The organism is Pelagimonas sp. (assembly GCF_050633425.1).
GTDB lineage: Bacteria > Pseudomonadota > Alphaproteobacteria > Rhodobacterales > Rhodobacteraceae > Pelagimonas.
This window is the reverse complement of record NZ_JBOEGM010000040.1, coordinates 24,718-47,850: the sequence shown is the minus strand read 5'-3', so window position 1 is coordinate 47,850 and position 23,133 is coordinate 24,718. Positions and strand designations below refer to the sequence as shown.

At 54.4% G+C, this 23,133-nt stretch carries 17 protein-coding genes; 12 read left to right on the top strand and 5 right to left on the bottom strand.

From position 1 onward, the window contains the following. Positions 1 to 5 precede the first annotated feature (5 nt). Positions 6 to 1,313 carry an ATP-binding protein gene (locus ACRBB0_RS25405; RefSeq protein ID WP_431377272.1) on the bottom strand — a complete coding sequence of 436 codons (1,308 nt, stop codon included), beginning with the start codon at positions 1,311 to 1,313 and terminating at the stop codon, positions 6 to 8. Further along, positions 1,306 to 3,837, bottom strand: a complete 2,532-nt coding sequence (locus ACRBB0_RS25400; protein WP_431377271.1) for a TerB N-terminal domain-containing protein — start codon at positions 3,835 to 3,837, stop codon at positions 1,306 to 1,308. Before ACRBB0_RS25400 ends, ACRBB0_RS25405 begins: the two co-directional genes overlap by 8 nt. A 202-nt stretch (positions 3,838 to 4,039) precedes the next feature. Between ACRBB0_RS25400 and ACRBB0_RS25395 the strand changes: the two genes are divergently transcribed. From ACRBB0_RS25395 to ACRBB0_RS25370, 6 genes are all read left to right on the top strand, one after another. Next, positions 4,040 to 6,214, top strand: coding sequence for a ParB/RepB/Spo0J family partition protein (locus tag ACRBB0_RS25395; protein ID WP_431377270.1), 2,175 nt, complete (start codon positions 4,040 to 4,042; stop codon positions 6,212 to 6,214). Positions 6,215 to 6,333: 119 nt separating this feature from the next. Continuing rightward, entirely contained in the window at positions 6,334 to 6,714 is a 381-nt protein-coding gene (locus tag ACRBB0_RS25390) for a DUF3768 domain-containing protein (protein WP_431377269.1), read from the top strand. 118 nt (positions 6,715 to 6,832) lie between these two features. Continuing rightward, entirely contained in the window at positions 6,833 to 7,129 is a 297-nt protein-coding gene (locus ACRBB0_RS25385) for a hypothetical protein (RefSeq protein ID WP_317388844.1), read from the top strand. An 81-nt stretch (positions 7,130 to 7,210) separates the two neighbouring features. Beyond that, positions 7,211 to 11,599 carry a strawberry notch-like NTP hydrolase domain-containing protein gene (locus tag ACRBB0_RS25380; RefSeq protein ID WP_431377268.1) on the top strand — a complete coding sequence of 1,463 codons (4,389 nt, stop codon included), beginning with the start codon at positions 7,211 to 7,213 and terminating at the stop codon, positions 11,597 to 11,599. Continuing rightward, positions 11,599 to 12,621, top strand: a complete 1,023-nt coding sequence (locus tag ACRBB0_RS25375) for a DUF7146 domain-containing protein (RefSeq protein ID WP_431377267.1) — start codon at positions 11,599 to 11,601, stop codon at positions 12,619 to 12,621. Before ACRBB0_RS25380 ends, ACRBB0_RS25375 begins: the two co-directional genes overlap by 1 nt. 332 nt (positions 12,622 to 12,953) lie before the next feature. Next, complete coding sequence (locus tag ACRBB0_RS25370; protein WP_431377266.1) at positions 12,954 to 13,868, top strand: DUF2493 domain-containing protein; 915 nt, start codon at positions 12,954 to 12,956, stop codon at positions 13,866 to 13,868. 8 nt (positions 13,869 to 13,876) lie between these two features. On the opposite strand, the gene ACRBB0_RS25365 is transcribed toward ACRBB0_RS25370, so the two are convergent. Both ACRBB0_RS25365 and ACRBB0_RS25360 read right to left on the bottom strand, forming a co-directional pair. Continuing rightward, entirely contained in the window at positions 13,877 to 14,170 is a 294-nt protein-coding gene (locus tag ACRBB0_RS25365; RefSeq protein ID WP_317388840.1) for a helix-turn-helix domain-containing protein, read from the bottom strand. Next, entirely contained in the window at positions 14,167 to 14,313 is a 147-nt protein-coding gene (locus ACRBB0_RS25360; RefSeq protein WP_431377279.1) for an addiction module toxin RelE, read from the bottom strand. Before ACRBB0_RS25360 ends, ACRBB0_RS25365 begins: the two co-directional genes overlap by 4 nt. A gap of 658 nt (positions 14,314 to 14,971) precedes the next feature. Between ACRBB0_RS25360 and repA the strand changes: the two genes are divergently transcribed. The 4 genes from repA (at position 14,972) to ACRBB0_RS25340 (ending at position 20,306) form a co-directional block, all read left to right on the top strand. Next, complete coding sequence (gene repA, locus ACRBB0_RS25355; RefSeq protein ID WP_431377265.1) at positions 14,972 to 16,174, top strand: plasmid partitioning protein RepA; 1,203 nt, start codon at positions 14,972 to 14,974, stop codon at positions 16,172 to 16,174. Next, entirely contained in the window at positions 16,174 to 17,151 is a 978-nt protein-coding gene (repB, locus tag ACRBB0_RS25350) for a plasmid partitioning protein RepB (RefSeq protein ID WP_317388838.1), read from the top strand. Before repA ends, repB begins: the two co-directional genes overlap by 1 nt. 228 nt (positions 17,152 to 17,379) lie before the next feature. After that, positions 17,380 to 18,474 (top strand): plasmid replication protein RepC, encoded by a 1,095-nt coding sequence (gene repC, locus ACRBB0_RS25345; protein ID WP_431377264.1) that lies wholly within the window; start codon positions 17,380 to 17,382, stop codon positions 18,472 to 18,474. Between the two features lie 545 nt (positions 18,475 to 19,019). Then, positions 19,020 to 20,306: an ATP-binding protein gene (locus tag ACRBB0_RS25340; protein WP_431377263.1), complete on the top strand. Its 1,287-nt coding sequence runs from the start codon at positions 19,020 to 19,022 to the stop codon at positions 20,304 to 20,306. Between the two features lie 163 nt (positions 20,307 to 20,469). Here the strand turns inward: ACRBB0_RS25340 and ACRBB0_RS25335 are convergent, their stop codons facing one another. Then, complete coding sequence (locus ACRBB0_RS25335; protein ID WP_431377262.1) at positions 20,470 to 21,306, bottom strand: hypothetical protein; 837 nt, start codon at positions 21,304 to 21,306, stop codon at positions 20,470 to 20,472. An 81-nt stretch (positions 21,307 to 21,387) separates the two neighbouring features. Between ACRBB0_RS25335 and ACRBB0_RS25330 the strand changes: the two genes are divergently transcribed. Next, on the top strand, positions 21,388 to 21,993 hold the full coding sequence (locus tag ACRBB0_RS25330; protein ID WP_431377261.1) for a TetR/AcrR family transcriptional regulator: 606 nt from the start codon (positions 21,388 to 21,390) through the stop codon (positions 21,991 to 21,993). A gap of 1 nt (position 21,994) precedes the next feature. Further along, positions 21,995 to 23,062, top strand: a complete 1,068-nt coding sequence (locus ACRBB0_RS25325) for an alpha/beta hydrolase family protein (protein WP_431377260.1) — start codon at positions 21,995 to 21,997, stop codon at positions 23,060 to 23,062. Positions 23,063 to 23,133: the final 71 nt, after the last annotated feature.

The following is a 23,133-nucleotide window of genomic DNA, read 5'->3' as shown; positions in this document are numbered from 1 at the left end:
AGGACTTAAAGTTTGAAGCTTATCAGATCATCGTCACCGCTCGGCTGTGCACCAGTCGTTTCCTCCACCTCACTCATGTCTTCGCCTAGGTCTTCTGAGACGTCGATCTGTTCAATCAGATCGCTCCACTCAACGCCTGGGTTTTGCTCCAGCACGGACAGCAAGTTCACAAAAGCCGTGACGGTATTACGCGGCGTCCTGAAATAGGCCTCCCCAATCCGGTCGGAACAATGGTTCATAAAGGCTTCCAGCGCTGTATCCGGCAAAGCCGTTTCATCGTCTTGCATCACGCGTCTGACATTGGCTAACAGAACAAACAGATCTTCCGGTGTCAGACTTGCAAGCCGCACAACCGGCCCCGACAAATCAACAAGTCCATCACGGGCGAAGGTGTTTTCTGCCAGCCGCGATTGCAAGGCCTCATAACTATAAAGCCCACGGCGGGTGTTCATCAAAAATTCTGGCGTGCCCCCCATGAGAAACCCAAGGTTCTCGGCGCTGCCCTGAAGCACGTCGTTCAAAATACGTAGGATCTGCTCATAGTTCGCATTGCGCGCTTGAGACGATGTCAGCTTGAACAGGTTCACCATTTCATCGAGGCCGACAAGCAGCCCTTTGTAACCGGCCTCGCACACAAAAGCAGACATCAGTTTGAGATGATCGTAAACGCTCGCATCATCGACAATCGTGCGCACGCCGAGGGCTTTGCGCGCATCCGTGCGGGTTGCAAATTCTCCCCTGAGCCAACGCAGAGCAGCCGACTTGAGCTCGTCATCCCCGTTCTCATGGCCTTCCCAATACCGGCGAATGACCTCCGCAAATTCAAAACCGCCAGTGAGTTCTTCGAAATGGCTCAGACGCTCGCGGATGATGGTGCCGGTAGGTACATTTTTTCCCTCGGCATCTCGGTGCGCTTGGCTGACAAACCGCTCAACCACGCTGGCCAAAGCGCCACCGTCCGGCTTTGTGCGCGTCGACAGGTTGCGCGCCATCTCGGCATAAAGTCCACGTGCCTGTCCTCCAGTCGCATGAATGCGCCTGTCAGGGGCAAGATCGGCGAACATCACCACCAGCCCTTTTTCCAATGCCACCAAGCGGATCAGGTTCATAAAGAAGGTTTTACCAGATCCATACTCGCCGATAACGAAACGGATAGCCGAGCCACCATCCGCAATGCGTTCCATGTCCTTTACAAGTTCTTCGATCTCGCGAACGCGGCCGACCTGAATGTGACGTAGGCCCAGCTTTGGCACGACCCCTGCCCGCAACGCCTGAACAATTGCATCGCGCTCACGTGGCTTCAATTTAGACATGACGCCCCTCCCCTTTTAATTTTTGTTTTACCGCGTCCGCAATCTCGGGAGACACGTCATATCCATCATACTCGTCAAGTAAGGCTTCGTCATAGGTCTCAAAAGCCCATTCGTTGACGGCTTCCAATGCACCTGACGGCATCAATCCATGCTTTCTGCAAAGCTGCTCGAATGCGTCTTCGGTCCAGTTCTCTTGACCCACCAAATCCGACAGCAGTGCCCCATGTTTTGCATCGAGCCCAGCAAACAGCGTTACATCCTTGGGGTCCTCGTCCTCTACTGTTTCTTCCTCGGCGTCAAATATCTGCCCAAGGACAGAAGACACCCGCGCCGTATCTGATCTAATGGCTGCAATCCGCGACGCATCCAGCACTGGCGCAGTGTCCTTTGGCAGTTCAGGAATGGCCTCCCCAGAATTACCAGGCTGGGCCGCACGAACAGTGCGTGGCGCGTCGGCAATCTCTCCAGCGTGAAGGTCGGAATAAGCGAGTGATGGATCAAGGCCCAATGCCTTGTACACCTTTTCGATGCTAGCGACTTCTTCGGATTGAATAACACCATCGGCGTGTGCCGCACCCACCAAGGCCGCGCGCATCGCCGTTTGGTCTTCTACACCAACATCTTTGAGTTTACGGCGCAGCAGTGTCATGTCAGGCGGCACTGCAAGGAACCATACCATATTTGCCTGAAGCCGGCGCCGCTCTTGTTCACTCAGCCCCGAAACAGATGCGATTTGAGCCTCCAGTGCTTTGCGTTCAGCATCAGCGATACGCCCGTCTGCATGGGCAACAAACGAGGCAAGAGCCAACTCCATCAAAGCTGTCTGGTAGCTTGACGAAACATCTTCCAGCTTTTCGATCTGCTCGCCGAGATCAAACAAAACTACAGGTTCTTCCGGCTTCGGGGAACGCAGTGCAAAGCGTGGGTCAGGCGCCAGCCCAAATCCAAGACGCGCCAAAGCATCTGCCGCTCCCGTTAGCTGTCGCTTGCCAATCTTAGCGCTGCGTTGTCCTTCGAGCTTTTCAATCACATCGGCCAGCGGGATAAGACCGCCGCTCTGCATGATCCCCCGCGCCCAATCTTTGAGCGCTTCCATTTCTGTCGACGGGAACATGCTCCACAGATCTAGTGGCAAGAGGGCGTGCGCTTCGATGCTTCCCCTGCCCTCGGGGTTCCGACCAAGATAGCGGCTCAGCTTATCAAGATCGTCTATGACTTCATCAGCGACTTCCTGTGCGATCTCGACCGGCTTTCGCAATCCTGAGATATCAGGAATGGGTTTGCCGTCGGCCGTCGGGTTGATAGTTCCTTCGAACTCGCTTGAGGCTGCGCGATACGTTGCTTTGAGGTGTTTGCGCGGTTTGCTGACCTTCAGCCCGTTTGGAAAGCGATCTTCAAACCGGATCTTGAAGAGTGCGAGAAATTCATCACGGCAACGCGATGCAGGCGTGCGTAAATGGCTCTCAGGATGGCACATCAACCAGCTCAGAACCCAGTCTGCACGTAGGGTTTCTCCCTTATCAAGACGAGCGCCAATCGCATATTTCAGCGAAAAAGGAAGCTCCCAACCCTGGCGTTCAAACGTCGGTTCCAGCGCCTCAGACTCAGTTTCGGCAAGTGTCGCGATATCAAGAAATTCACCCAAGTATCGCCTCACCGAATGATTCTCAGGATAGAGAGAAATCAATCGCCGAACTTCGGCGATGATATCCTTGGCATCCGCGTTGGATTGGTCGACGAAAAATCTTCGTTCCAACCCATAGAAGTACAAGAACATGTAGCCCGGATCGTAGGATGGGTCGGAACGGCCATTCGCCAACCATTCAAGATAGGTTGCCCTGCTTCGTGCTGAAATATCGGAGTACCCAGGCCAGTACGACATGCCCTCCCCTGCCCTATCGTCTCCTGTCCTAGCGACAGAAAGTGACGGGTCGATGTAGGCCCTGCATTTGTCGCGATAGCCATGATGATTGAGTAATAGCGGCGTGCCGACATAGACCATTCCACCAATGTCTCGTCCAGCAACAGTCGCAGTCTCTGCTGCAGGTATCCAGCCGCTTTTACGTGAATTCGATTGCTTCATTTGAGACGTGGGTCGCGCGTTTTCGTACCGTGTAGCAATGGCGGAAAGTGCTGGCGCGGCAGACTGACCAGCACGCACGATTTCTGCATAGTCTTGTTTAGGTGGTTTGGGCGGCGTTCTCGAAGATGATTCAATCGCATTCGCTTCACGAGTTTTCTCTCGCTCACGCTCGATGCGTTTGTCGTGTGCACTTACGCGGGCCACTGGCTCAGATTGAGGGACACTTGTGTCGGAACTTTCAGCAGAAAGCGCGATTATTTCTAACTTGCGGGATCGTCTCTTTTCTTGCCACCAGACCAGAAAGATAGGCAATCCAAAGGCAAAAAGCATCTGCCCACCAACGGCCCATCCCTCCAAGACGGTTACAACGATTACCATGCAAATCAAAAAGTATACTGCATAGAAAAAGACTACTCGAAAAAACTTTAGAATTAATGCCATTAACAAAACCCTCTTACCAACTACTCTAGTTTGCGGGATTTTCGGCGCAATCACTATCGCTAAGGTAGCAGTTAAAAAATTTGCGCTACCAATTTCAGTTCGTTCGCAAAACCTTGCTAGAGCCAGAGAAAGGGAAGCCCGATTGCCGGGCTTGAAAGGATAGAGAGAGTCTCATCCGGGCCGGTCCAAAAGGACGAAACCCATGGCAAAATCCCAAACCAAAACGAAGACTACGAAGCCGCCGGTGGCCGCGAAAACTGCTGACGCCGCCACGAACGCGATTGCAATGACGCAAGACCTCCGCATGATCCCACTCGATCAATTGGAGCTCAGCCCACTCAATGTGCGCAAGGTCGCTGCAAGCGCGGCCGATGACGCGGAACTGCTCGCCAGCATTCGCGAAAACGGCATCAAACAAAACCTGGTCGTCCATGCTTTGTCTGACGCTAAATTCGCAGTGGATGCAGGTGGTCGTCGCCTGAAGGCGCTCAAGCAACTTGCCAGTGATGGTATCATCCCGAACGATCACCCTGTCTCATGTTTGGTCGAGGATCAGCAAAACGCAACCGTCACCTCGGCGACGGAAAATCTCCAGCGCGCTGCGATGCATCCAGCTGATCAGTTCGAAGCATTTGCCCAGATGATTGCCGAGGGGCGCAAAGAAGACAATATTGCCCTCAAGTTTGGGGTCAGCGTCGATCTCGTACGCCGTCGTCTCAAACTCGCCCGCATCGCCCCCGAGCTCATAGAGCAGTTCCGCGCAGGTGAGATGACACTTGAATGCGTCATGGCGTTCACGTTGACCGATGATCACGATCGCCAGATGACCGTTTGGAACGCGGTGAAGGACAGCTATCACATCCATCCGCAGTCCATCAAACGGCAGCTGACCGAGACGGCACATTCTGCCAGTTCCAGCATCGGGCGCTTTGTCGGCATTGAGGCCTATGAAGCGGCAGGCGGTGTTCTGTTGCGCGACCTTTTCGATGACAATGCCGCAGCGCATATGGAGAATCCTGAGTTGCTGGAACGTCTTGCGGTAGAGAAGCTTCAAGACACGGCAAAGGTATTTGAGGCCGATTGGAAGTGGGTCGAAGTGCACCTTTCCGTCGACTATGGTGCCTTCCGCAGTTTTGGGCGCGTCTATCCACAAGACATCGAACCTGATGCCGACCTGTTTGCCGAAGAGAATGCGCTGATGGCACGTGAAGAAGAACTGGCAGCGGCCAATGACGGTGCAGATTGGACGGATGCCGAAGCAGACGAATATTACGCTATTGAGCCACGGCTTCGTGAAATCGAAGCGCAGCAGAAGGCGCGTCAGCCCTACGCGGCTGCGGATCAAGCGATCGCAGGGTGTGTCGTCACAATTGGTCATGATGGAGCATTGCGGGTCGAGAAAGGGCTGGTGCGTCCCGAGGACATTCCTGTCGCGGCGGAAAAACCGGAAGATCCGGCAGATGGTGAGATTGCTGTTACCCGCCCGAATGTCTCCCCTCCTACGTCTTCTGCACCCGTTCCGGTCTCTGATCCGGCGACAACGCTGCGCAAAGCAGATGGTATCTCAGCAAGCCTTGCAGATGATTTGCGTGCTTCTCGCCAGCATATTCTGCGCGCGCATTTGGCTGCAGATTATGACGTGGCCTTTGATGCGATGCTGTATGCGTTGTGTGAACAGGCTTTGTCACGTTCCTATGGCACAGAGGCGCTCAATATCTCAATCAGTCCGTTCCTGGCTCAAAATCGTGAGATCTTGCACGCCGACACGGTTGCACAAAAAATGCTTGATGCACTGGAACAGGGTCTTGCGGTAGATTGGATGGCGCTGGAAAAACCTGATGATTTTCGAGCGATGTCAGCACTCCCCCTGCCCCAGAAGCAATCCCTGTTCGCTTGGGCCGTGGGTCTTGCGATCAAGCCGCAGCTTCTCTCCGACAACCACCCTACCCCGATCATCGAAGAAATTGGATCGCGGTTGGACGTTGATGTCGCAGCCTGTTGGCGCCCGACGGCTTCAACATATTGGGGTCGCGTTAACAAAGGTCATGCAGTTTCAATGGCGCGCAAGCTTGTCGGCGATGATTATGCAGAAGAGCGCAGCAGAGAACGCAAAGGCGATATTGCGGCCGCGATGGAACGTGCATTCGCTGAGAGTGCCGCCGAAACGGAAGGCTTTGACGCAGTGGTTGCCTCCAAAACGGCTCGCTGGCTTCCAGAGGGTTTGGCATTCAAGGGTGTCGATGATCTGATGGAGACCTCCAGTTCGCCAAGTCCGTCAGACGTTGATGAAGCGGAAGATGACGGTGAAACAGACTCAGATGTTGAAGATACTGCGCCGAATGCTTTGCCAGCTTTCTTGAGCGAAACAGCAGCTTAGTCCAGCACTTTCAGACAGCAGTGTCTATTTTGGGCCGTCCTTGCAAAAAGGGCGGTCTTTTCCGTCTTGCAGGTGCCTTAAGCTGGAATTGGTTCAGCTCGCCTGCACGGAGACGAACCATGACCACAATATTGCAAAACAACCCGACGACCGAAGCAGCAACGATCGCAGCCCAAAACGACGCATTCCGTAAATCGATCATGTTCTTCAATGATGCTGAAGATACGCCCAAAGGTCAGTTTGTGATGACTTCCGGTGTCGCAGCCTTGGGTCCGGACGCGCGTCTAGCCGCCACGCGCCAAGTGGCAGCGTTTGAGGCGTTCACGCCGAACAACGACCCCCACGGTTGGCATGAGTTTGGCGCGGTTGAGGTCTTTGGCACAACGATCTGGTTCAAGGTGGACCTGTATGACGTCAATTATGAAATGGGCTCAGATGAGCCGACTGATCCGGAGCAAACGCGCCGCGTTCTGACGTTGCTTCTGCCATCAGAATACTAACGTCCCTTCCCTCCTGTTGATCGAATTCTAGGCCGCTCTCTGATTGAGGGCGGCCTTTTCCTACTGGCGGATTTCAAGGCTCGAGATTGTCTCAGCAGCCGTCACTGGAGGCCACAACATGGCACAAACACGCGACTACAAGATCACCCTCTATCCAGCGCATCGCGAAGGCGCATTTGTCGTGACCAAGTTCACGATGATGGACAGCTACCCCGAAAAGCAGCTGCAAGCCGCGGGAATGGACGACCTCATCGCTCAGGTCACCCATTTTGCGATGGAGCATGGCGAAGGCTGCCGTGCATCCGTGCGGTGTCTCGCAGCCCGAAAGCCGCCGGGCTTCAAGAAGGCGACCGAGGATCTCTATTTCAACCTCGAGGATCGCACTGCTGAAAAGTTCAGTCGTCCAGCCGCCTGACACCCTCAAACCCGCAAGTACAGGCGATCCGCATATGCTGGATCGCCTCCTTTTCCTGCTTTCAGACATTGGAGATACGACATGAATGCACATCCAAAAACGGCTGCGCTTATCGAGACCATCCCCGCAGATTTGCCCTCATCTGAGACGGTGCATCGCCTAGTTGCCGCTGCAAACAGCCTTCTGCCGCAATTTGAAGCTGGCAAACCTATCGACGCCAAAAGGCTTCGAGCAGCGATGGAGGGCGCTTTTAATGCCAGTGACACAAGCGGTGCATGGGTCTGGAAGGACGCCTATGATGCCGTCGAAATCGCCCAAATCATGATGATCTCACGATACGGCGCGTTAATGCGAAAGCAGGCCGCATCGCCTGCCCAATTTCTCAGCATGATCGAACGCCTGTCCGCGCTTGCGCCCTCACACACGCGACGCTCGGAAGACAGCGTTCGATTGCAACAGTTCTCGACCCCCCTACCCCTCGCAGCAATTGTTGCTGAGGCCGCAGGGGTTCGCGCATCTGACCTAGTTCTCGAGCCGTCGGCGGGCACAGGCATGCTTGCCATATTCGGGCAGATTGCTGGCGCAGACATCACCCTCAACGAACTGGCTGACACACGGCGTGGGGTGCTGAAGGCGCTCTTTGCGGCTGCTCCAGTTTCTGGACACGATGCTGCATCCATCGACGACAGGCTTGATCGCGCGATTACACCTTCTGTCATCGTCATGAACCCACCCTTCTCTGCCGCCCAACATGTCGACGGCAAGTTCCGCAAAGCAACCAGTCAACACGTTCTGTCAGCCTTAGCACGGCTTGCGCCTTCTGGACGTCTCGTTGTGATCACAGGCGAAAGCTTCGCACCAAAAACCAAGAGCCACCAGTCGACCTTCAGAAGTATTGGCGAGGTTGCGGACGTCGTCTTTTCGGCCGCCATTTCGGGCAAGGTTTTCGCGCGGCACGGCACAAGCATCGATACGCGCCTGACTGTCATCGACAAACGAAGCGCTGACGATAATGCGGTAAAAACCGACTTTGAAGACGTCTACCATCCTCTGTGCGAAACCACCGATGATCTGTTGGCGGCCGTTATGGCCCATTGCCCGGAACGGCCCAATGCGGTGCCCCGCTGCCCTACTGGCGCGCGTCAGACCGCTCCAAAACCAACGACACGGCTTAATCTGCATGCACTGCGCGATGCTGCCCGCCAAGAAACCCGTGACCTCGCCGCAGAGCGCGCCAAACACCCCTTCGACAGCGTTGAGGCCTGTCCGCTTGTGTATCAGCCAAAGGACTGGACCGACCCCCAAGGTGCTTTGCAGGACGCAGTCTACGAGGATTATACGCTGCAGGCCCTCGAGATCGAGGGTGCAGCCACACATCCAACATCACTGGTGCAGTCCGCAGCCATGGCGTCTGTGCCGCCGCCGCTACCCACCTATCAGCCTATTTTGCCCACTGCGCTGAAACGTGACGGCGTATTGTCGGCTCCGCAGCTTGAGAGCGTCATTTATGCTGGCCACGCCCACGCCTGTCATCTGAAGGGCTGGTTCAAGCCAAGTGAGGTTGCCGGTCAGCTAGTTGCCGCGGCAGAGACCGACGAAAGGGCCTTTCGTCTGCGCAAGGGCTGGTTCCTCGGGGATGGGACTGGATGCGGCAAAGGACGGCAAGTCGCTGGCATTATCGTCGACAACTGGCTGCACGGCCGTAAGCGTGCTGTCTGGGTTTCCAAGAGCGATAAGCTGATTGAGGACGCCAAGCGCGACTGGATGGCGTTGGGTGGGCGGGAGAGCGATATTGTCCCGCTGTCCAAGTTTCGCCAAGGCAGTGATATCCGACTGGCCGAGGGCATCTTGTTTGTCACCTATGCGACGCTGCGTTCCGCAGAGCGTGAAGGCAAGGCCTCTCGTCTTGATCAGGTTATCGCGTGGCTCGGTGACGGGTTTGACGGTGTCATCGCCTTCGATGAAAGCCACGCCATGGCGAATGCCGCCGGTGAGAAATCAGCACGCGGTGACAAGAAGGTATCACAGCAAGGTCTTGCGGGGCTGGCATTGCAGAACGCCGTTCCTGACGCGCGCATCCTCTACGTTTCAGCCACTGGTGCGACCGTTGTCGGCAATCTCGCCTATGCATCCCGTCTTGGCCTGTGGGGCACGGGCGATTTTCCCTTCGTGACCCAAGCCGAATTCGTGTCCTCCATGGAAGCAGGTGGCATTGCGGCCATGGAAATGATTTCGCGCGACCTCAAAGCCTTGGGGCTCTATCTCGCGCGGTCGCTCTCCTATGCTGGTGTGGAATACGACATGCTGGTTCATGACCTGACGCCCGCACAGGTCGCAATCTATGACAGCTATGCGGACGCGTTTCAGATTATTCACAACAATCTTGAAGCAGCGCTAGAAGCATCAGGTATTTCGTCTGAGGGCGGGACACTGAACCCGCAAGCGAAATCTGCAGCGCGGTCAGCTTTTGAGAGCAATAAGCAACGCTTTTTCAATCACTTAATCACAGCCATGAAATGTCCGTCTCTGATCAAAGCCATTGAAGGAGACCTCGCGGCGGGTCACGCCGCCGTCGTGCAGGTGGTTTCAACCAGCGAAGCACTGATGGAACGTCGTCTCGACGGGATCCCACCATCTGAGTGGCACGATTTGCAAGTCGACATCACGCCGAGGGAATATGTGATGGATTATCTGGCGCATTCTTTCCCGACACAGCTGTTTGAGCCCTACACCGATGAAAACGGGGATCTGCGATCCCGTCCCGCGGTGGATGCGAGGGGCACGCCAATCATATGCCGTGAGGCCGAACAGTGGCGGGATGATCTGATCGAGCATCTTGGCGCATTGGCACCTGTGCAAGGAGCGCTGGATCAGATCCTCTGGCATTTCAGCGGGGATGTGGTGGCTGAGGTCACGGGACGCAAGCGCCGGATTGTGCGGACGTCTGAGGGGCGCCTGAAGGTGGAGAACCGGCCCGCCTCCTCCAACCTTGGCGAAACCCAAGCCTTCATGGATGATACCAAGCGCATTTTGGTCTTCTCAGACGCGGGTGGCACGGGGCGTTCGTACCACGCGGATCTTGGCGCGAAGAACCAGCGCCTCCGGGTGCACTATCTGCTGGAGCCGGGCTGGAAGGCGGATAACGCTATTCAAGGTCTTGGACGCACCAACAGGACCAACCAAGCGCAGCCGCCGCTGTTTCGTCCCGTTGCCACCAACGTTAGAGGCGAGAAACGGTTCTTGTCCACGATCGCGCGTCGTCTGGATACGCTCGGTGCGATCACCAAGGGCCAACGCGAAACCGGCGGACAGAATATGTTCCGCGCGGAAGACAATCTTGAAAGCCCCTATGCCCGCGCAGCACTGCGCCAATTCTTCTACAAGCTGCGGGCAGGAAAGATCGATGCCTGCTCTTATGCGCGGTTTCAGGAGATGACGGGCTTGACCCTTGATGATGCCGATGGTTGCATGAAAGAGGTCCTTCCGCCCATCCAGCAATTTCTCAATCGGTGTCTTGCGTTGAAGATTGGCATGCAGGACGCAATCTTTGATGCCTTTGGCGAACTGCTCTCCGCGATCATCGAAGATGCGCGGCAGGCAGGCACGCTTGATGTCGGACTTGAGACGCTACGCGCAGAGCGGTTTAAGATCATCGACCGCAAGGTCATTTTCGAGCATGAAGCGACCGGGGCGACGGCAACAGCGCTAACGGTGGAACGGACGGACCGAAACGAGCCCCTGACGCTTGCCAAGGCGAAGTCCATTTGCGCCAGAACGCCAGATGCAAAACTCTGTTGGAACGCCGCGTCCAAGCGTGCGGGTCTGATGACCAATGCACCTGCTTATATGGACGAGGACGGTGTTCCAATTCGTCGCGTCAAACTGCTGCGTCCAATGACCTATGATTTGTTCGAGTTGGGTGAGTTCGCCAAGTCAAACTGGCAGGAAGTTGATGATGCGACGTTTGAACAGCTCTGGCAGGCCGAGGTCGATGCCGTGCCGGAGTTCACCAAATCCAAAATCACGCTGATCTGCGGCCTTCTCCTGCCGATCTGGGATCGTCTGCCTGCCGACAATATGCGGATTTACCGTCTGCAGGTCGAGGATGGTGAACGCGCAATCGGGCGATTGGTCTCGCAAGAACAGCTGATCAACGTCTATGCACGGCTTGGGCTCGACAATGATATACAGATGGATCCCGACGACGTGCTGCGCACCGTGATGGAGACCCGTGCCACGCTGAGCCTCGTAAACGGGTTTCAGCTGCGCCGCTCGCCTGTCATGGGCCAGCCCAGATTGGAAGTCATCGGTGCCACGGGCGCGATCCTGCCCGAGTTGAAAACCATGGGCTGCTTTACCGAAGTGATCCAATGGAAGACACGGGTGTTTCTGCCGTCAGAAAACATTGATGCATTGGCGGCTCTGTTGGCGCGCTTTCCTGTTGGCATCGCTGTTGCTGATACAGCGTAATGAGGGTGGGTGTCTCGGTTGCTGAGATTTCAGCAGACCTTGGGGCGCGTGCGGAGTGTTTTTGCCGCGCCTATTTTCCTCAAGGCTATCGCCAAGGCGATTATTGGCAAGTTGGTGACACATCTGGTGCGGTGGGACGCAGTCTCGTGATCCGTCTGCACGCCCAAGACGGTCGTAAGGCGGGTGGATGGACAGATTACGCCACGGGTGAGTTTGGAGACCTCATCGACCTACTACACGCCAAGCTTGGATCACAGTCTTTGCGAGAGACTCTCCATGAGGCGCAACATTTTCTGGGCACTGCACCGCTTCCCGTATCGAAGGTGCCCAAGAAGGTGTCTCGGGATGCAGGCGCGGCCAACACCAAGCGCATCGCGTCAGCGCGCCGGCTCTTTGCTGATGGCAGGCCCGTGTTGGGGACTGCGGCTGCGGCCTATCTGCACCGTCGCGGCATCGCGCGCTTCGGGCCCGCCTTGCGCTTTCATCCGAGGGTCTACCTGCGAGGTGATGACAGGACGTCAGATCATCCGCGCAACTCCCCTGCCCTTCTGGCGAAGATCACCGACAATCAGGGCAACATTACGGGATGTGCTCGGACATATCTCGACCCGACGACTGGCGGGATTGCAGATCTGCGCAATCCGAAACGGATACTGGGCCAGCTTCATGGCAACGCTGTTCGGTTTTGGTCAGGGTCTAACCCGGCTGATTTGATTGTCGGCGAAGGTCTTGAGAACACGCTGTCAGTTGGCACCGCCCTGCCCGAGTTCAATCTCGCGTCTTGTCTGACAGCTACGCATCTTGGCCTCTTTATTCCACCGTCAGGCATCAAGCGCATCTGGATTGCACGAGACAATGATGCAGCGGGTGAGCGCGCAGCGCATGGTCTTACAGGCAGACTGCCATCCCTTGGCATTGAGTGTCGGCACCTCGTCCCACAGCTTGGTGATTTCAACGAAGACCTGCCGGCATTTGGCAAAGGCGGGCTTCGCAACGTGCTTCTGGCAGCCATGAAGGGATAAGTTATTGAGAATATGAAGTAAAGCGTAGTCTTTGGGGTGTGTATTGCCAGCGGCAGGCGTTCCAAGACGTTCAATCTGATCCCGTTTGGATAAGGGGAGCGATGGGCCAACGGGTCGGAGCTGAGTGCTCCTCGCCCAAACCGCAATGCGCCCCCGTCAGAAAACCCCCCTGCCCCGCCAAAGAAAGAAGGCGGGGCATTCCTCGCGGAACAATTTTCTGCCGTGGCCGCATTCTCCGCTGCGCTGCGATCCCAAAAGGATGCGGTTCGGTCGCCGCCGGCCCTGTTATCGCCCCATCCAAATCGGGTCAGATTAAACAGAGGAACAAGACCATGCCCCTTCAAGACAAAACCAACCCCGAAGATCACGGCCTGACATCCGCAATCCTCGATCACCTCGCACTTCATGGCGCAAAGCCGGGACCAGATGAAACTGATCATCGCCCCCTGCCCCAGCCAGATCAGGTCGAACTCGCCATGGCGACACTCTTTGACACGACCATCAGTCTGCTCGATGACAGCCAGTTGGAAGACAACCTCGAAGAAATGCTCTGGTCCCTCACCTCCCTGTTTCATCGCCGTTTGACCCATCTGCAAAGACGCCTTGATGACAATGAATGCGAGGTCCGCGAAAGCATGAGCACACAGGACGGTTCCGAGGTTGCCTCCGTTGAGCTGGAGCGGCTGCAAATGATCGGGTTAAAGCTCTGGGACCACCGCGACGCCTTCGAGCAAATGCGCGATCTGGCTTGTGACCACTTCTCAGCAGCGACAGGCTCGCCTTGGATGCCCCGTACTGGCTCGAAAGTATCGCACAGAGGTCTGACATCCGCAGTCGTAGACAGTCGGGCTTTTCTGTCAGCCAAGCGACGCAAAGAAGCCGAAGTGCATTGCCCCGATGGCACCCGCATCGCGTTCTCAGGCGGGGACTATCAAGCTTATGATCTCATCTGGTCTGTTCTTGATGCCACGCATCAAAAATATCCCGACATGGTGTTGCTGCATGGTGGTACGCCCAAAGGCGCCGAGATGATCGCAGCGCGTTGGGCAGATGCACGGGGTGTGACGCAAGTGGTGTTCAAGCCGGACTGGAAAAGCCACGGCAAAGCAGCCCCCTTCAAGCGCAACGACAAGATGTTGGAAATCCTGCCTCAGGGATTGATTGCAACGCCAGGGTCAGGGATCACCGAGAATATCGTAGACAAAGCGCGCAAGCTCGGGATCCGCGTGAAGAGGGTTGGGGTGTAAGCCCCGGTTCACGCGCCGCGCAACAAGTCCTGAACGACTGACGGTTTTTTGGCGATGAGTGCTAACAGGACCTGTGCCGGTCCTGTCGGATGCCGACGTCCGTGTTCCCAATTTAGCAAAGTTCCTTTTGCCACACCGATGCTTTTGGCGAATGCGGCCTGTGATAAGCCGGTTTGCTGTCGGACTTCTGCGACATTGACGCTGGTTACAGTAACCTCATGCACCATCGCATCAGTGGCATCACCGTTGGCAAAGGCCAGAGCCTCTCCAAGGCCATTTTTTACGCTCTCAAATGCACTCATGTTCCATCTCCATATCTTGAGACAATCGCTTTGCTCATCTCGACAGCCGCAGCTTGTTCTGTCTTTGACAGATTGGCCTTCTCATTCTTGGCAAAAACCGTAATCAGAAAAATAGGCATCTGAGTTCCACCAAATACATAAATCGTCCTGAATCCACCGCTCTTACCGCTGCCGTCCCGAGGGATACACCCGCCTCAGGATTGGCCGCGACAAAGTTTATTGCAGCCTCGCGTTCATGGTCAGACATGATTGCCTTGGCGCGCCTCTGAAATTCTGGAAGCTCAACAACAGTCTGCAATCGTTTCATCATTTCAAGTCATATATGCTTCAATGACTTATATGTCAACGGCGTATGGCACCCTGCTTGCGCATGCAAGTCCCAAGATGGTTGACCTCGCCACTCTCTTGCCGGTTGTGAAAAATCGTCCTTTTTGCAGTTCGGATTCCGAGCCTTTAATCAGCAGTATTGCGATGCCCTATTTCATCCGTCACCACAAAATCGGAAAGCCACCCGATTCGAAATATGGATGCCGATGCTATTGGTTGGGCTTGGCGAGGCAAACACCACCAGATCTTGCAAAACCAGCCACTAGATGAAATATCTTAAGTATTATCAAATTGTTATGCGCAAAATCTGCCTTTTTTGGGCAATGTTCGGAAAGCTCCAGAAACAAGCAATGCGCAAAAAAATGTTGCCTGGGGATAACTTGCGTGTCATGAGTTCAATTGTCGCTAACCAACGCAAATCACGTTATTTAGCGACGAAACAGAAATGACCCGGTAAGAGGTCGTGAGGGCAACATGAATTCAGACTCTAATAACGCACAAACCAGCACAATCGCCGCATCGATTGCAGCGAATGCCGCCCGCCTGTCAGAAGCGTTGAATCATCATATGCGCAACAGCTTCCAGCCCGATAGTCGAAAAGCGCTGCGCAAGTTTCATCCTGCTGAAGTTTCTGAGCTGACAGGTATCAGCATGTCTAATCTTAGGACACGTCATCAAGAAGGCGATTTCCCTGACGTAGAGACTGATTCCAGAGGTCGCAGGCTATACACTGCACAGGAGATTGATCAAATCCGTCATGTCATGGCGAAAACTGGTCGAAATGGTGAGGCATACCTTCCTGGACGTCGTGATAACGACGCTCTTCAGATCATTTCCATCGTCAACTTCAAAGGCGGGTCCAGCAAAACGACAACTGCGATCCACTTGGCCCAACGCTACGCCTTGCGAGGCTATCGCGTTCTTGCAATCGACATGGATCCGCAAGCCAGCTTGACCACAATGTTCGGATACCGTCCTGAAATCGAGTTCGCCGAGAACGGTACGATCTATGACGCGCTTAAGTATGAAGATCCGCTACCATTGAGCCAGATCATTCGAAAGACCTACTTTCATAATCTTGATCTCGCACCTGCGGGCCTCTTATTATCCGAATACGAGACTGAGACGGCCTATGCACTTCAGCACAAGATTGATCCTCCTTTTACACAACGCCTTGCAATCGCCCTCGACGAAATTGAGGCCGAATATGATTTAGTAATCATAGATTGTCCGCCTCAGCTTGGCTTTACAACGATGACGGCCCTGTTGGCGTCAACTGGCCTTCTGATCACGGTTGTTCCCAGCATGTTGGATGTTGCCTCAATGGCGCAATTCCTTGAAATGGCTGGAGAAACTGTCCAAACTCTAGAAGAGGCCGCAGGGCCAATCGATTGGAATTTCCTAAAGTTCTTAGTCGCTCGATATGAACCGACCGACGTACCCCAATCACAAATGGCGGGCTTCTTACGGTCCATTCTTCTTGATCAGGTGTTAACCACGCCAATGCTCAAATCCACAGCGATCTCCGACGCTGGGATGACGCAGCAAACCATCTATGAGCTGGATCCCTCACAAATCGTAAAGAAGACACTAAACCGCATATTAGAGTCTGTTAACGGCGTTGCGGATGAGTTCGAGAAGACGATCCAGAAAGCTTGGGGAAGGGATACTGACTGATGGCCCGTAGAAACCTATTCCAGCCGCCTCCTCCACCTGATGCGGACAGCACGGCGGCACCATCTAGCGAGCAAAAAGCGCGTTTTCCAAATACTGGTGCAATGAGCGGCGTGAAGTCTACTTTGAAAGATGTTGCGAGCAACGCGGTGCGGGAAATCTCTGTTGATGTCATCGAAGAGAGCGGCCCCAAGGATCGACTCTCGTTCACCGATTCGGATATCTTAACGCTGGCGGAAAGCATCAAGGCGCACGGCCAGCAAGTCCCGATTATGGTGCGGCCGATCTCGGACAAACCGGGGCACTACAAGATCGTCTATGGCCGCCGCAGATTGCGGGCTTTGCGGTCGCTCGGCATTCCCGCGAAAGCACTTGTCAGGTCTCTTTCTGATGAAGAGGCTATACTTGCTCAGGGCCAAGAGAACACCCAGCGTTTAGACCCAAGCTTCATTGAAAAAGCGCTTTTCGCCACCGAACTGGCTACAAGTGGCTACGAGCAAGCAATCATTCTGGATGCCCTCGCTGTGGACAAGCCAATGTTATCGCGCATGACCAAAGTTGCACGGTCTATTCCAAAGTCAGTCATCGAGAAGATCGGCTCCGCGCACGGCATTGGACGCAGACGTTGGGAAGAGCTGGCAGACCAGTCGCGCAGCGATAGCATCGATCTTGAACAGGTCACCGCAACGCTTCAGTTTAATGCAGCCAAAAGCTCCGACGACCGCTTTGGCATGGTCAGTGATGCCATTACTCAAGCGCTAAAATCTAAAGCCCCAGACAAACCAGCTGCCCCCCCTACCCTATCGATCAAACTTAGCGATGGGACGGCTTTGGCAGAAGTAAAAGAGACGGCCCGTGCTTTGACATTCAAGCTGTCGAAGTCTGATGCCCCGGAATTTGCCCAGTGGATGCGTAACAACGCAGAAGCTGAGCTTACGCGCCTCTATGAGGCGTGGCAGTCAGAGCAAAAGCCTGACTGATGTCGACCGAGCAGTAAAACTTAAAAAAAGGAGCACGACCAACAACCCAAAAAAGAAAGAGCCCCCCAAGGTTTCCCTAGGAGAGCCCAATCTGTTCTTTGCACTTTCAGATTTACCAGCTTCTCCGCGCCAGTCAATAACAACCGATTCGGTTGCTGAAGATTTGCGGCCTTTTTTCTGATTTTCAGAGATATAGGAGCCTTTCACATCAGGTTGTCGTGAAAAAACATGGCATTTACAAAAGCAACTGCACCCACTGGGCTGCGGACCAATGAACTATTGTCCGCGGACAATTCCCTTCCAGAGCGTCACATCGTCATAGCAACGCTCCGCAACGCCGCTCCGCGTCTCGGCCTGAGCGCGTCCGTAATTTCAACATTAGATGCGATGCTTTCGTGCCTCGCACCCAAACGCAATCACCACACTGTGTTTGCATCAAACTCGACGCTCACGTTTCGACGCAATGGCATTTCAGACAGAACGATCAGACGTCATGCTGCAACATTGCAGGAAACTGGGCTACTCGTTCGCCGTGACAGCCCAAACCGGAAGCGCTTCACTAAGCACAACCGCATTGAAGGTAAAGCTCTACGGTTTGGCTTCGACCTTACACCGCTCTTTGACCGACTTCACGAAATTTCAGCTTTGGCAGCAGAAGTCCTGAGGGAACGGGAACAGATCGATTACCTGCGCGCTAAGATACGTACTGCCGCCAATGCAAGCCTCGTCGAAAACCCTGACGACGACAGGGCCCTCAACATATTCCGTATTCTTCGACGCAAGTTATCGCTCCAAGACTGCGAACAAATCCTCGCAAACCTACCAGTTACTGAAGTTGAAGCTGAGGGACCAGACGATCAAACTCCTAATTTGACGACTACTCTGACCGCCAGTAACGGTCAATTTGTCCGGCACCATCATAAGTCAAATAAAGAACATATTGATAAAGAGAATGTTGCTTTAAAAAAAGAAACTCCTCTTACAAGTTCCGATGCTCCGATCACGATCCCAGAATTGTTATCAGCTTGCCCACAGGCTGCCGAATTTTCACTGAGAAAGATTGAAACAATTCATGATGTCGTAGCTCACGCTCGAACGCTTGCACCGATGATAGGGATCACGACCCAAAACTATGATGCAGCACATGCCCGACTTGGTGCACTAAGAGCTGCAGCCACAGTATGGGCGATTATGCAGTTCCATGACAAAATCAAAGCCGTTGGTGCCTACTTTCGTTCAATTACGACGGGATCGAAGAGTGACAATTTCAGCCCAGAAAGATTGGTAAGGCGTCTTGCTAAGGCTCAGAGTTATGCCGCGTGAACCAAAAATTGTCCGCGGACAATTTTCTCAAAGTGATGTCATTGCCAAAGCCTTTGTCGTCAGGGCAGGGGACAACGACACTTAAAACAGACGGCTGCTCGCGGTAAATTCCGAACGAAGAAACGGCGTCGTTGATAGAAAGAAGGCAGGGGGCTCAAAATCAGGCACTTCACAGCTCGAATTATAAAGCTCTATCAGTTTCAGGTGTGTAAGAAGTACCTGGGATAGGACTGCCGACGCTTTTGCAAGATGATCTGTTGCAAGCGGAAAGAGGCACTACGCTCAAACGTGACAGCGTCGAGCTTCTTGCTGATGATCGAGATAGACAGCTCACGTGACCTGACCGCGCGCAGAGAGCGAGTGAATGTGAACTCTACGAAATTCCCAGCAAACCTGTGTTCTAGGCAAACTGTAGATGCACTAATGAACAAATGGTGAGGCATCTAATAGACAAATGGTGGAGCCTCTAATATGCATTCTGTGAAAAGGAAGCGGACCTCTTTTTCGGTTTGGGCTTCATCAGGCGAGGGAGAGACAAAAGGTTCATGACTGATACAGAAGAATATCTGCCAAGGCACCTCATCCCAGAGCTTGAAGATGCACTTGCATCAGCACGTGTGGTCAACCTCATTGGTCCAAGGCAAGTTGGCAAGACAACACTTGTGCGGGACTTGTTTGGCAATGGCCGTTTCATCACATTGGATGACGCAGCTGTCTTGGCGGCCATTGAAGCGGACCCGGAGGGCCAGCTTACCAGCTTAACGGAAAATCTGAATGGCGATCCGCTTATCATTGATGAGGCCCAGCGATCCAAAAAACTAGCTCTCGCGATCAAGAGGGTCGTCGATACCAATCGGCGTAAGGGGCAATTTGTACTTACCGGCTCCTCCAACGTATTCACAACCACTGATGTGGCTGACTCGCTTGCGGGTAGAATGCGAACACTTAAGCTCTGGCCCCTATCCGTCGCTGAAGTCAAAAAGGCACCCGTCAATCGCATCATGGATTGGGCGATTCAAAACGAACCGAAACTAGGGCAGGCGGGTGATCCAGAGCAGGTTAGTCGACGTGACTACATAGATCTCATCCTAGAAGGTGGTTTTCCAGAAGTGAGAGAGCTACCGATAAGATCCCGCCAGCGGCAATATCGGGATTACATCGACGCAGTGGTGGAGCGCGATGTCGCTGATATCATACCGGTTCGAAAACCGGATGCGTTGCGTATCCTGATAGATCAGATGGCGGCGCGCTCCGCGCAGGAAATCAACACGTCCGAGCTTTCTAAACTGACGAAACTGCAACGGGTTACCGTCGATCAATACCTTGATATCCTGCTACGGCTGTCGATGCTGACGAAACTGGGTGCCTGGACATCAGGCGAGGGCAGGCGGGAGATCAAGAACCCGAAATACCATTTTGCAGATACTGGCATCGCCTGTGCCCTTCGGCGTTTCACCCAAGATACCTTTACTATCGACAACAACCCGCAGGCGCTTGGCGGCCTGCTAGAGAGCTTTGTTCTGAACGAAATCCGGCGTGCCGTCCCAATGCAGGCCGCTGACTACCGGCTCTATCACTGGCGCAGCGCAGACCAGCGGGAAATTGACATCCTGATCGACGGTGGCAGCCACTTGGTCTGCGTTGAGATAAAGGCATCTGCATCAGTTAATGGAGATGATTTCAAACACCTCAAATGGTTCTCAAAAGACGGGCCTGGCCGCAATAAAACATGCACGGGGATCGTGTTCTACCTAGGCCAAGAAAAGCTCACCTTTGGCGACAGGAACTTCGCCCTTCCGGTGAGCGCGCTTTGGAGCACGATCAATTTTTGATTGTGTTTCAATTGCCCTGATCCCCGGCTTGATCTGTTGGCTTCGTGTCATCGAGATTGCAAATGATCACTGGTCTGCCGCAAAAATAGATGATGCGAAGACGCTTACGCAAAGCAAGGAGGGCAGGGGGCTCAACTTTTATGCCGACAGCTTGAGTGAAGCCTTAGTGGCGATGTGGTACGTCGACCATACCGTCGGTTTCCAGTTGCAGACACGCCCGCCACAATGGCGTTTTCCAGTAGGTGCAATCTGACAGTCTGCCACCGTCGGATGTTTCTGCCAGAAAACCAAGCCAGCTGAGTGGTTGCAGAACATGCGTGAAGATGAACCCGGCGTGGTCATAGTATTCCCGATCAATCACATGCGCACGTTTTTCGAGACCATAGAGCGTCTTGACGAGATGCGCTTCTGTGAGGCCTTGTTCTGCCTCGACGTTGATGATGTTGAGGAAGATGTCCCAGTTTCCGGGTGCCATGAACTCTGATCGGGCATTTCGCGCGTGATTATATTCAAACAGGTATGTTTCAGCGATCTTGGCGAAGAACGCACCGCGCTGGCTGGCAAGGTCTTGCGCCTTTTTTGAAATCTGAAACTTACCCTTAGTATGACGCCCGAACTTGGCGAGGATGATTAAATCATGGACGACCATGGCATGTGGCACGTCCCATTCGTTCAGAACCTTGTTGAGCCTCATTAATTCATCGGTGTGGTATCGCGGCCAAGGTGAATGATCTGCCATCCAATGGGCAAACTTGCGATTGAAGGCTTTGGTCTGCGTGAGCCCGATCCCACCATGAGCAGTGGCACACTCAAATGCGTTTTCCATCGCCTTCAGAAGGCGGGAGTGATCGAGTACTGGATCACCATCAGCAATGTCTTGGTACTTAATCATGCAGTCGCCTACCACTTTCGCCGCGGTCGCAACGAAGGGGAAGGAAGCGGACGAAGCGCCATTTCGCTGCGGCTGCGCTAATGACTGCTCTAACAACGGTATTTTCATCTCTGTGCATTCCTGCTATTCATTCAGTGAACATACGTTCACTGAATGAATATTGCGCAGACGCGTAAGACAGGGGTCAACATGGAAAAAACCAAGCTAGAACGGAGCAATCGTGACGAGACAACGCGGGTGCGGCGTGCACTTTTGGTCGAAACTGCTATCACCTGTTTTGTTGAACAGGGCATTGCACGAACAGGGATGCGCGACATTGCAACGAAAGCTGGTGTGAGCGTCGGTAACCTCTACAACCACTTTCCGGGACGTGATGACCTGATCGCCGAGATTGCACAGATCGAAACAGCCGGGTTGGCAGACGTAGTGGCGAAGGTCGCCGCCTGCGACGACCCGCGGCAGGCAGTCGATACTTTCGTCAAAAGCTATTTTGCCTACTGCGCCGACCCGGTTTCAGCAATTTTGACAGTAGAAATCACTTCGGAAGCCCTGCGCAATCCGGCTATAGAAGATCTTTTTAGCGGCAACCGGGCGTTGCTGATCGACACCCTAGCACAGGTGATTGCGGATAGCAGACAAAAGAAGAAGCACGCGATAACAACCTCCGGTCTGGTCATCGACACTATCGAGGGTTTTGCATTGCGGGTTGGCTTGGCCGGAAAGAAGCCGCGAAAGCGCGACACGGAGGCGTTGTTGTCTTTCGTGATTCGTGCCCTGACATCGGGAGGCAACTGATATGCGTCGCCTTCTTTCTATCTTCGTCGCTCTTGCCGTCTTGGTTTTGTTCGGTGCCGGGCTGATCCTCTCATTCTCGCGGATCACGGATTTCGACCTGCCGCAGGGCGCGCAGCAAATCGTGTTCATTACCGAACGTGGCGACAGGCTGGAGGGTACGCTGATAGCAGCGTCCGCCGACGGCCCTGTTGTGCTTTTGGTTCATGGCGACGGTGCGCAGGACCGTTGGTCGGACGGTGGCTACCTACCGCTGGTCAACACGCTGGTCGATGCCGGGATTTCGGTGTTCAGTTGGGATAAGCCCGGCGTGGGCGCGTCCAGTGGAAACTGGCTGCACCAGTCCATGGACAACCGCGCCGACGAGGCGGCTTCGGCCCTAGCCGCCGTGCGACAGTTGGACGGCTTCGAGAACCGCGCCATCGGACTCTTGGGTTTTTCACAGGCGGGCTGGGCCCTGCCGCGTGTGCCCGCGCTGACCGACGACGTGTCCTTTCTGGTCCTGATAGGGGCTGCCATCGATTGGCAGGCCCAAGGTCGATACTACGCCACCGTCCGACTGGAACAAGAGGGCAAGACCCCTGTCGAAATCGCGGTGGAACTGACCCGGCAGGCGGCGGCGCACCATCTCTGGTTTAGCGGCGACACGACCTACGAAGCGTATCTTGCGTCCGATCGCGCCGCTGGACGGCCCGAGGGGCAATTCATGTCAGAAGACAGGTTCCGCTTCGCGCGGGTGAACTACCGCGAGAACGCAAGCAGCGACATAGCCGGACTGACCCTGCCGGTGCTGCTCCTGTCGGGAGCCAAAGACCTCAACGTCGACGCGCAGAATACCGTGGCAGTCTATACATCTCTTCTGCAAGATGCGCATCCGCACAGCGAATTTCATCTCGTCCCGAACGCAACCCATTCGCTGCTGTCAGCCGATTATCTCAACTATCAGTTGCCGGATCAAATCCCGCTCATCGCACAGGCCAAGTTCATCCTGTCGGGGCGTGATGCCTATGAGGGGGATGTTCTCGAGGTATTGAATGACTGGATCGACCGCGTATCTCAAACATCGCCATAAGGCAGCCCGAGGGGCTGAGATTACATCTGTGTCAGAGCGTCCATTCCGCTTAAGGCCGACAAGGTTTTTCT

Coding starts and splice junctions, on each gene's coding strand:
- ACRBB0_RS25340 (WP_431377263.1), top strand. CDS start 19,020: ATGACTGATACAGAAGAATATCTGCCAAGGCACCTCATCCCAGAGCTT.
- ACRBB0_RS25405 (WP_431377272.1), bottom strand. CDS start 1,313: ATGTCTAAATTGAAGCCACGTGAGCGCGATGCAATTGTTCAGGCGTTG.
- ACRBB0_RS25395 (WP_431377270.1), top strand. CDS start 4,040: ATGGCAAAATCCCAAACCAAAACGAAGACTACGAAGCCGCCGGTGGCC.
- ACRBB0_RS25330 (WP_431377261.1), top strand. CDS start 21,388: ATGGAAAAAACCAAGCTAGAACGGAGCAATCGTGACGAGACAACGCGG.
- ACRBB0_RS25370 (WP_431377266.1), top strand. CDS start 12,954: ATGCCCCTTCAAGACAAAACCAACCCCGAAGATCACGGCCTGACATCC.
- repB (WP_317388838.1), top strand. CDS start 16,174: ATGGCCCGTAGAAACCTATTCCAGCCGCCTCCTCCACCTGATGCGGAC.
- ACRBB0_RS25365 (WP_317388840.1), bottom strand. CDS start 14,170: ATGAGTGCATTTGAGAGCGTAAAAAATGGCCTTGGAGAGGCTCTGGCC.
- ACRBB0_RS25335 (WP_431377262.1), bottom strand. CDS start 21,306: ATGAAAATACCGTTGTTAGAGCAGTCATTAGCGCAGCCGCAGCGAAAT.
- ACRBB0_RS25400 (WP_431377271.1), bottom strand. CDS start 3,837: ATGGCATTAATTCTAAAGTTTTTTCGAGTAGTCTTTTTCTATGCAGTA.
- repA (WP_431377265.1), top strand. CDS start 14,972: ATGAATTCAGACTCTAATAACGCACAAACCAGCACAATCGCCGCATCG.
- repC (WP_431377264.1), top strand. CDS start 17,380: ATGGCATTTACAAAAGCAACTGCACCCACTGGGCTGCGGACCAATGAA.
- ACRBB0_RS25380 (WP_431377268.1), top strand. CDS start 7,211: ATGAATGCACATCCAAAAACGGCTGCGCTTATCGAGACCATCCCCGCA.
- ACRBB0_RS25325 (WP_431377260.1), top strand. CDS start 21,995: ATGCGTCGCCTTCTTTCTATCTTCGTCGCTCTTGCCGTCTTGGTTTTG.
- ACRBB0_RS25390 (WP_431377269.1), top strand. CDS start 6,334: ATGACCACAATATTGCAAAACAACCCGACGACCGAAGCAGCAACGATC.
- ACRBB0_RS25385 (WP_317388844.1), top strand. CDS start 6,833: ATGGCACAAACACGCGACTACAAGATCACCCTCTATCCAGCGCATCGC.
- ACRBB0_RS25375 (WP_431377267.1), top strand. CDS start 11,599: ATGAGGGTGGGTGTCTCGGTTGCTGAGATTTCAGCAGACCTTGGGGCG.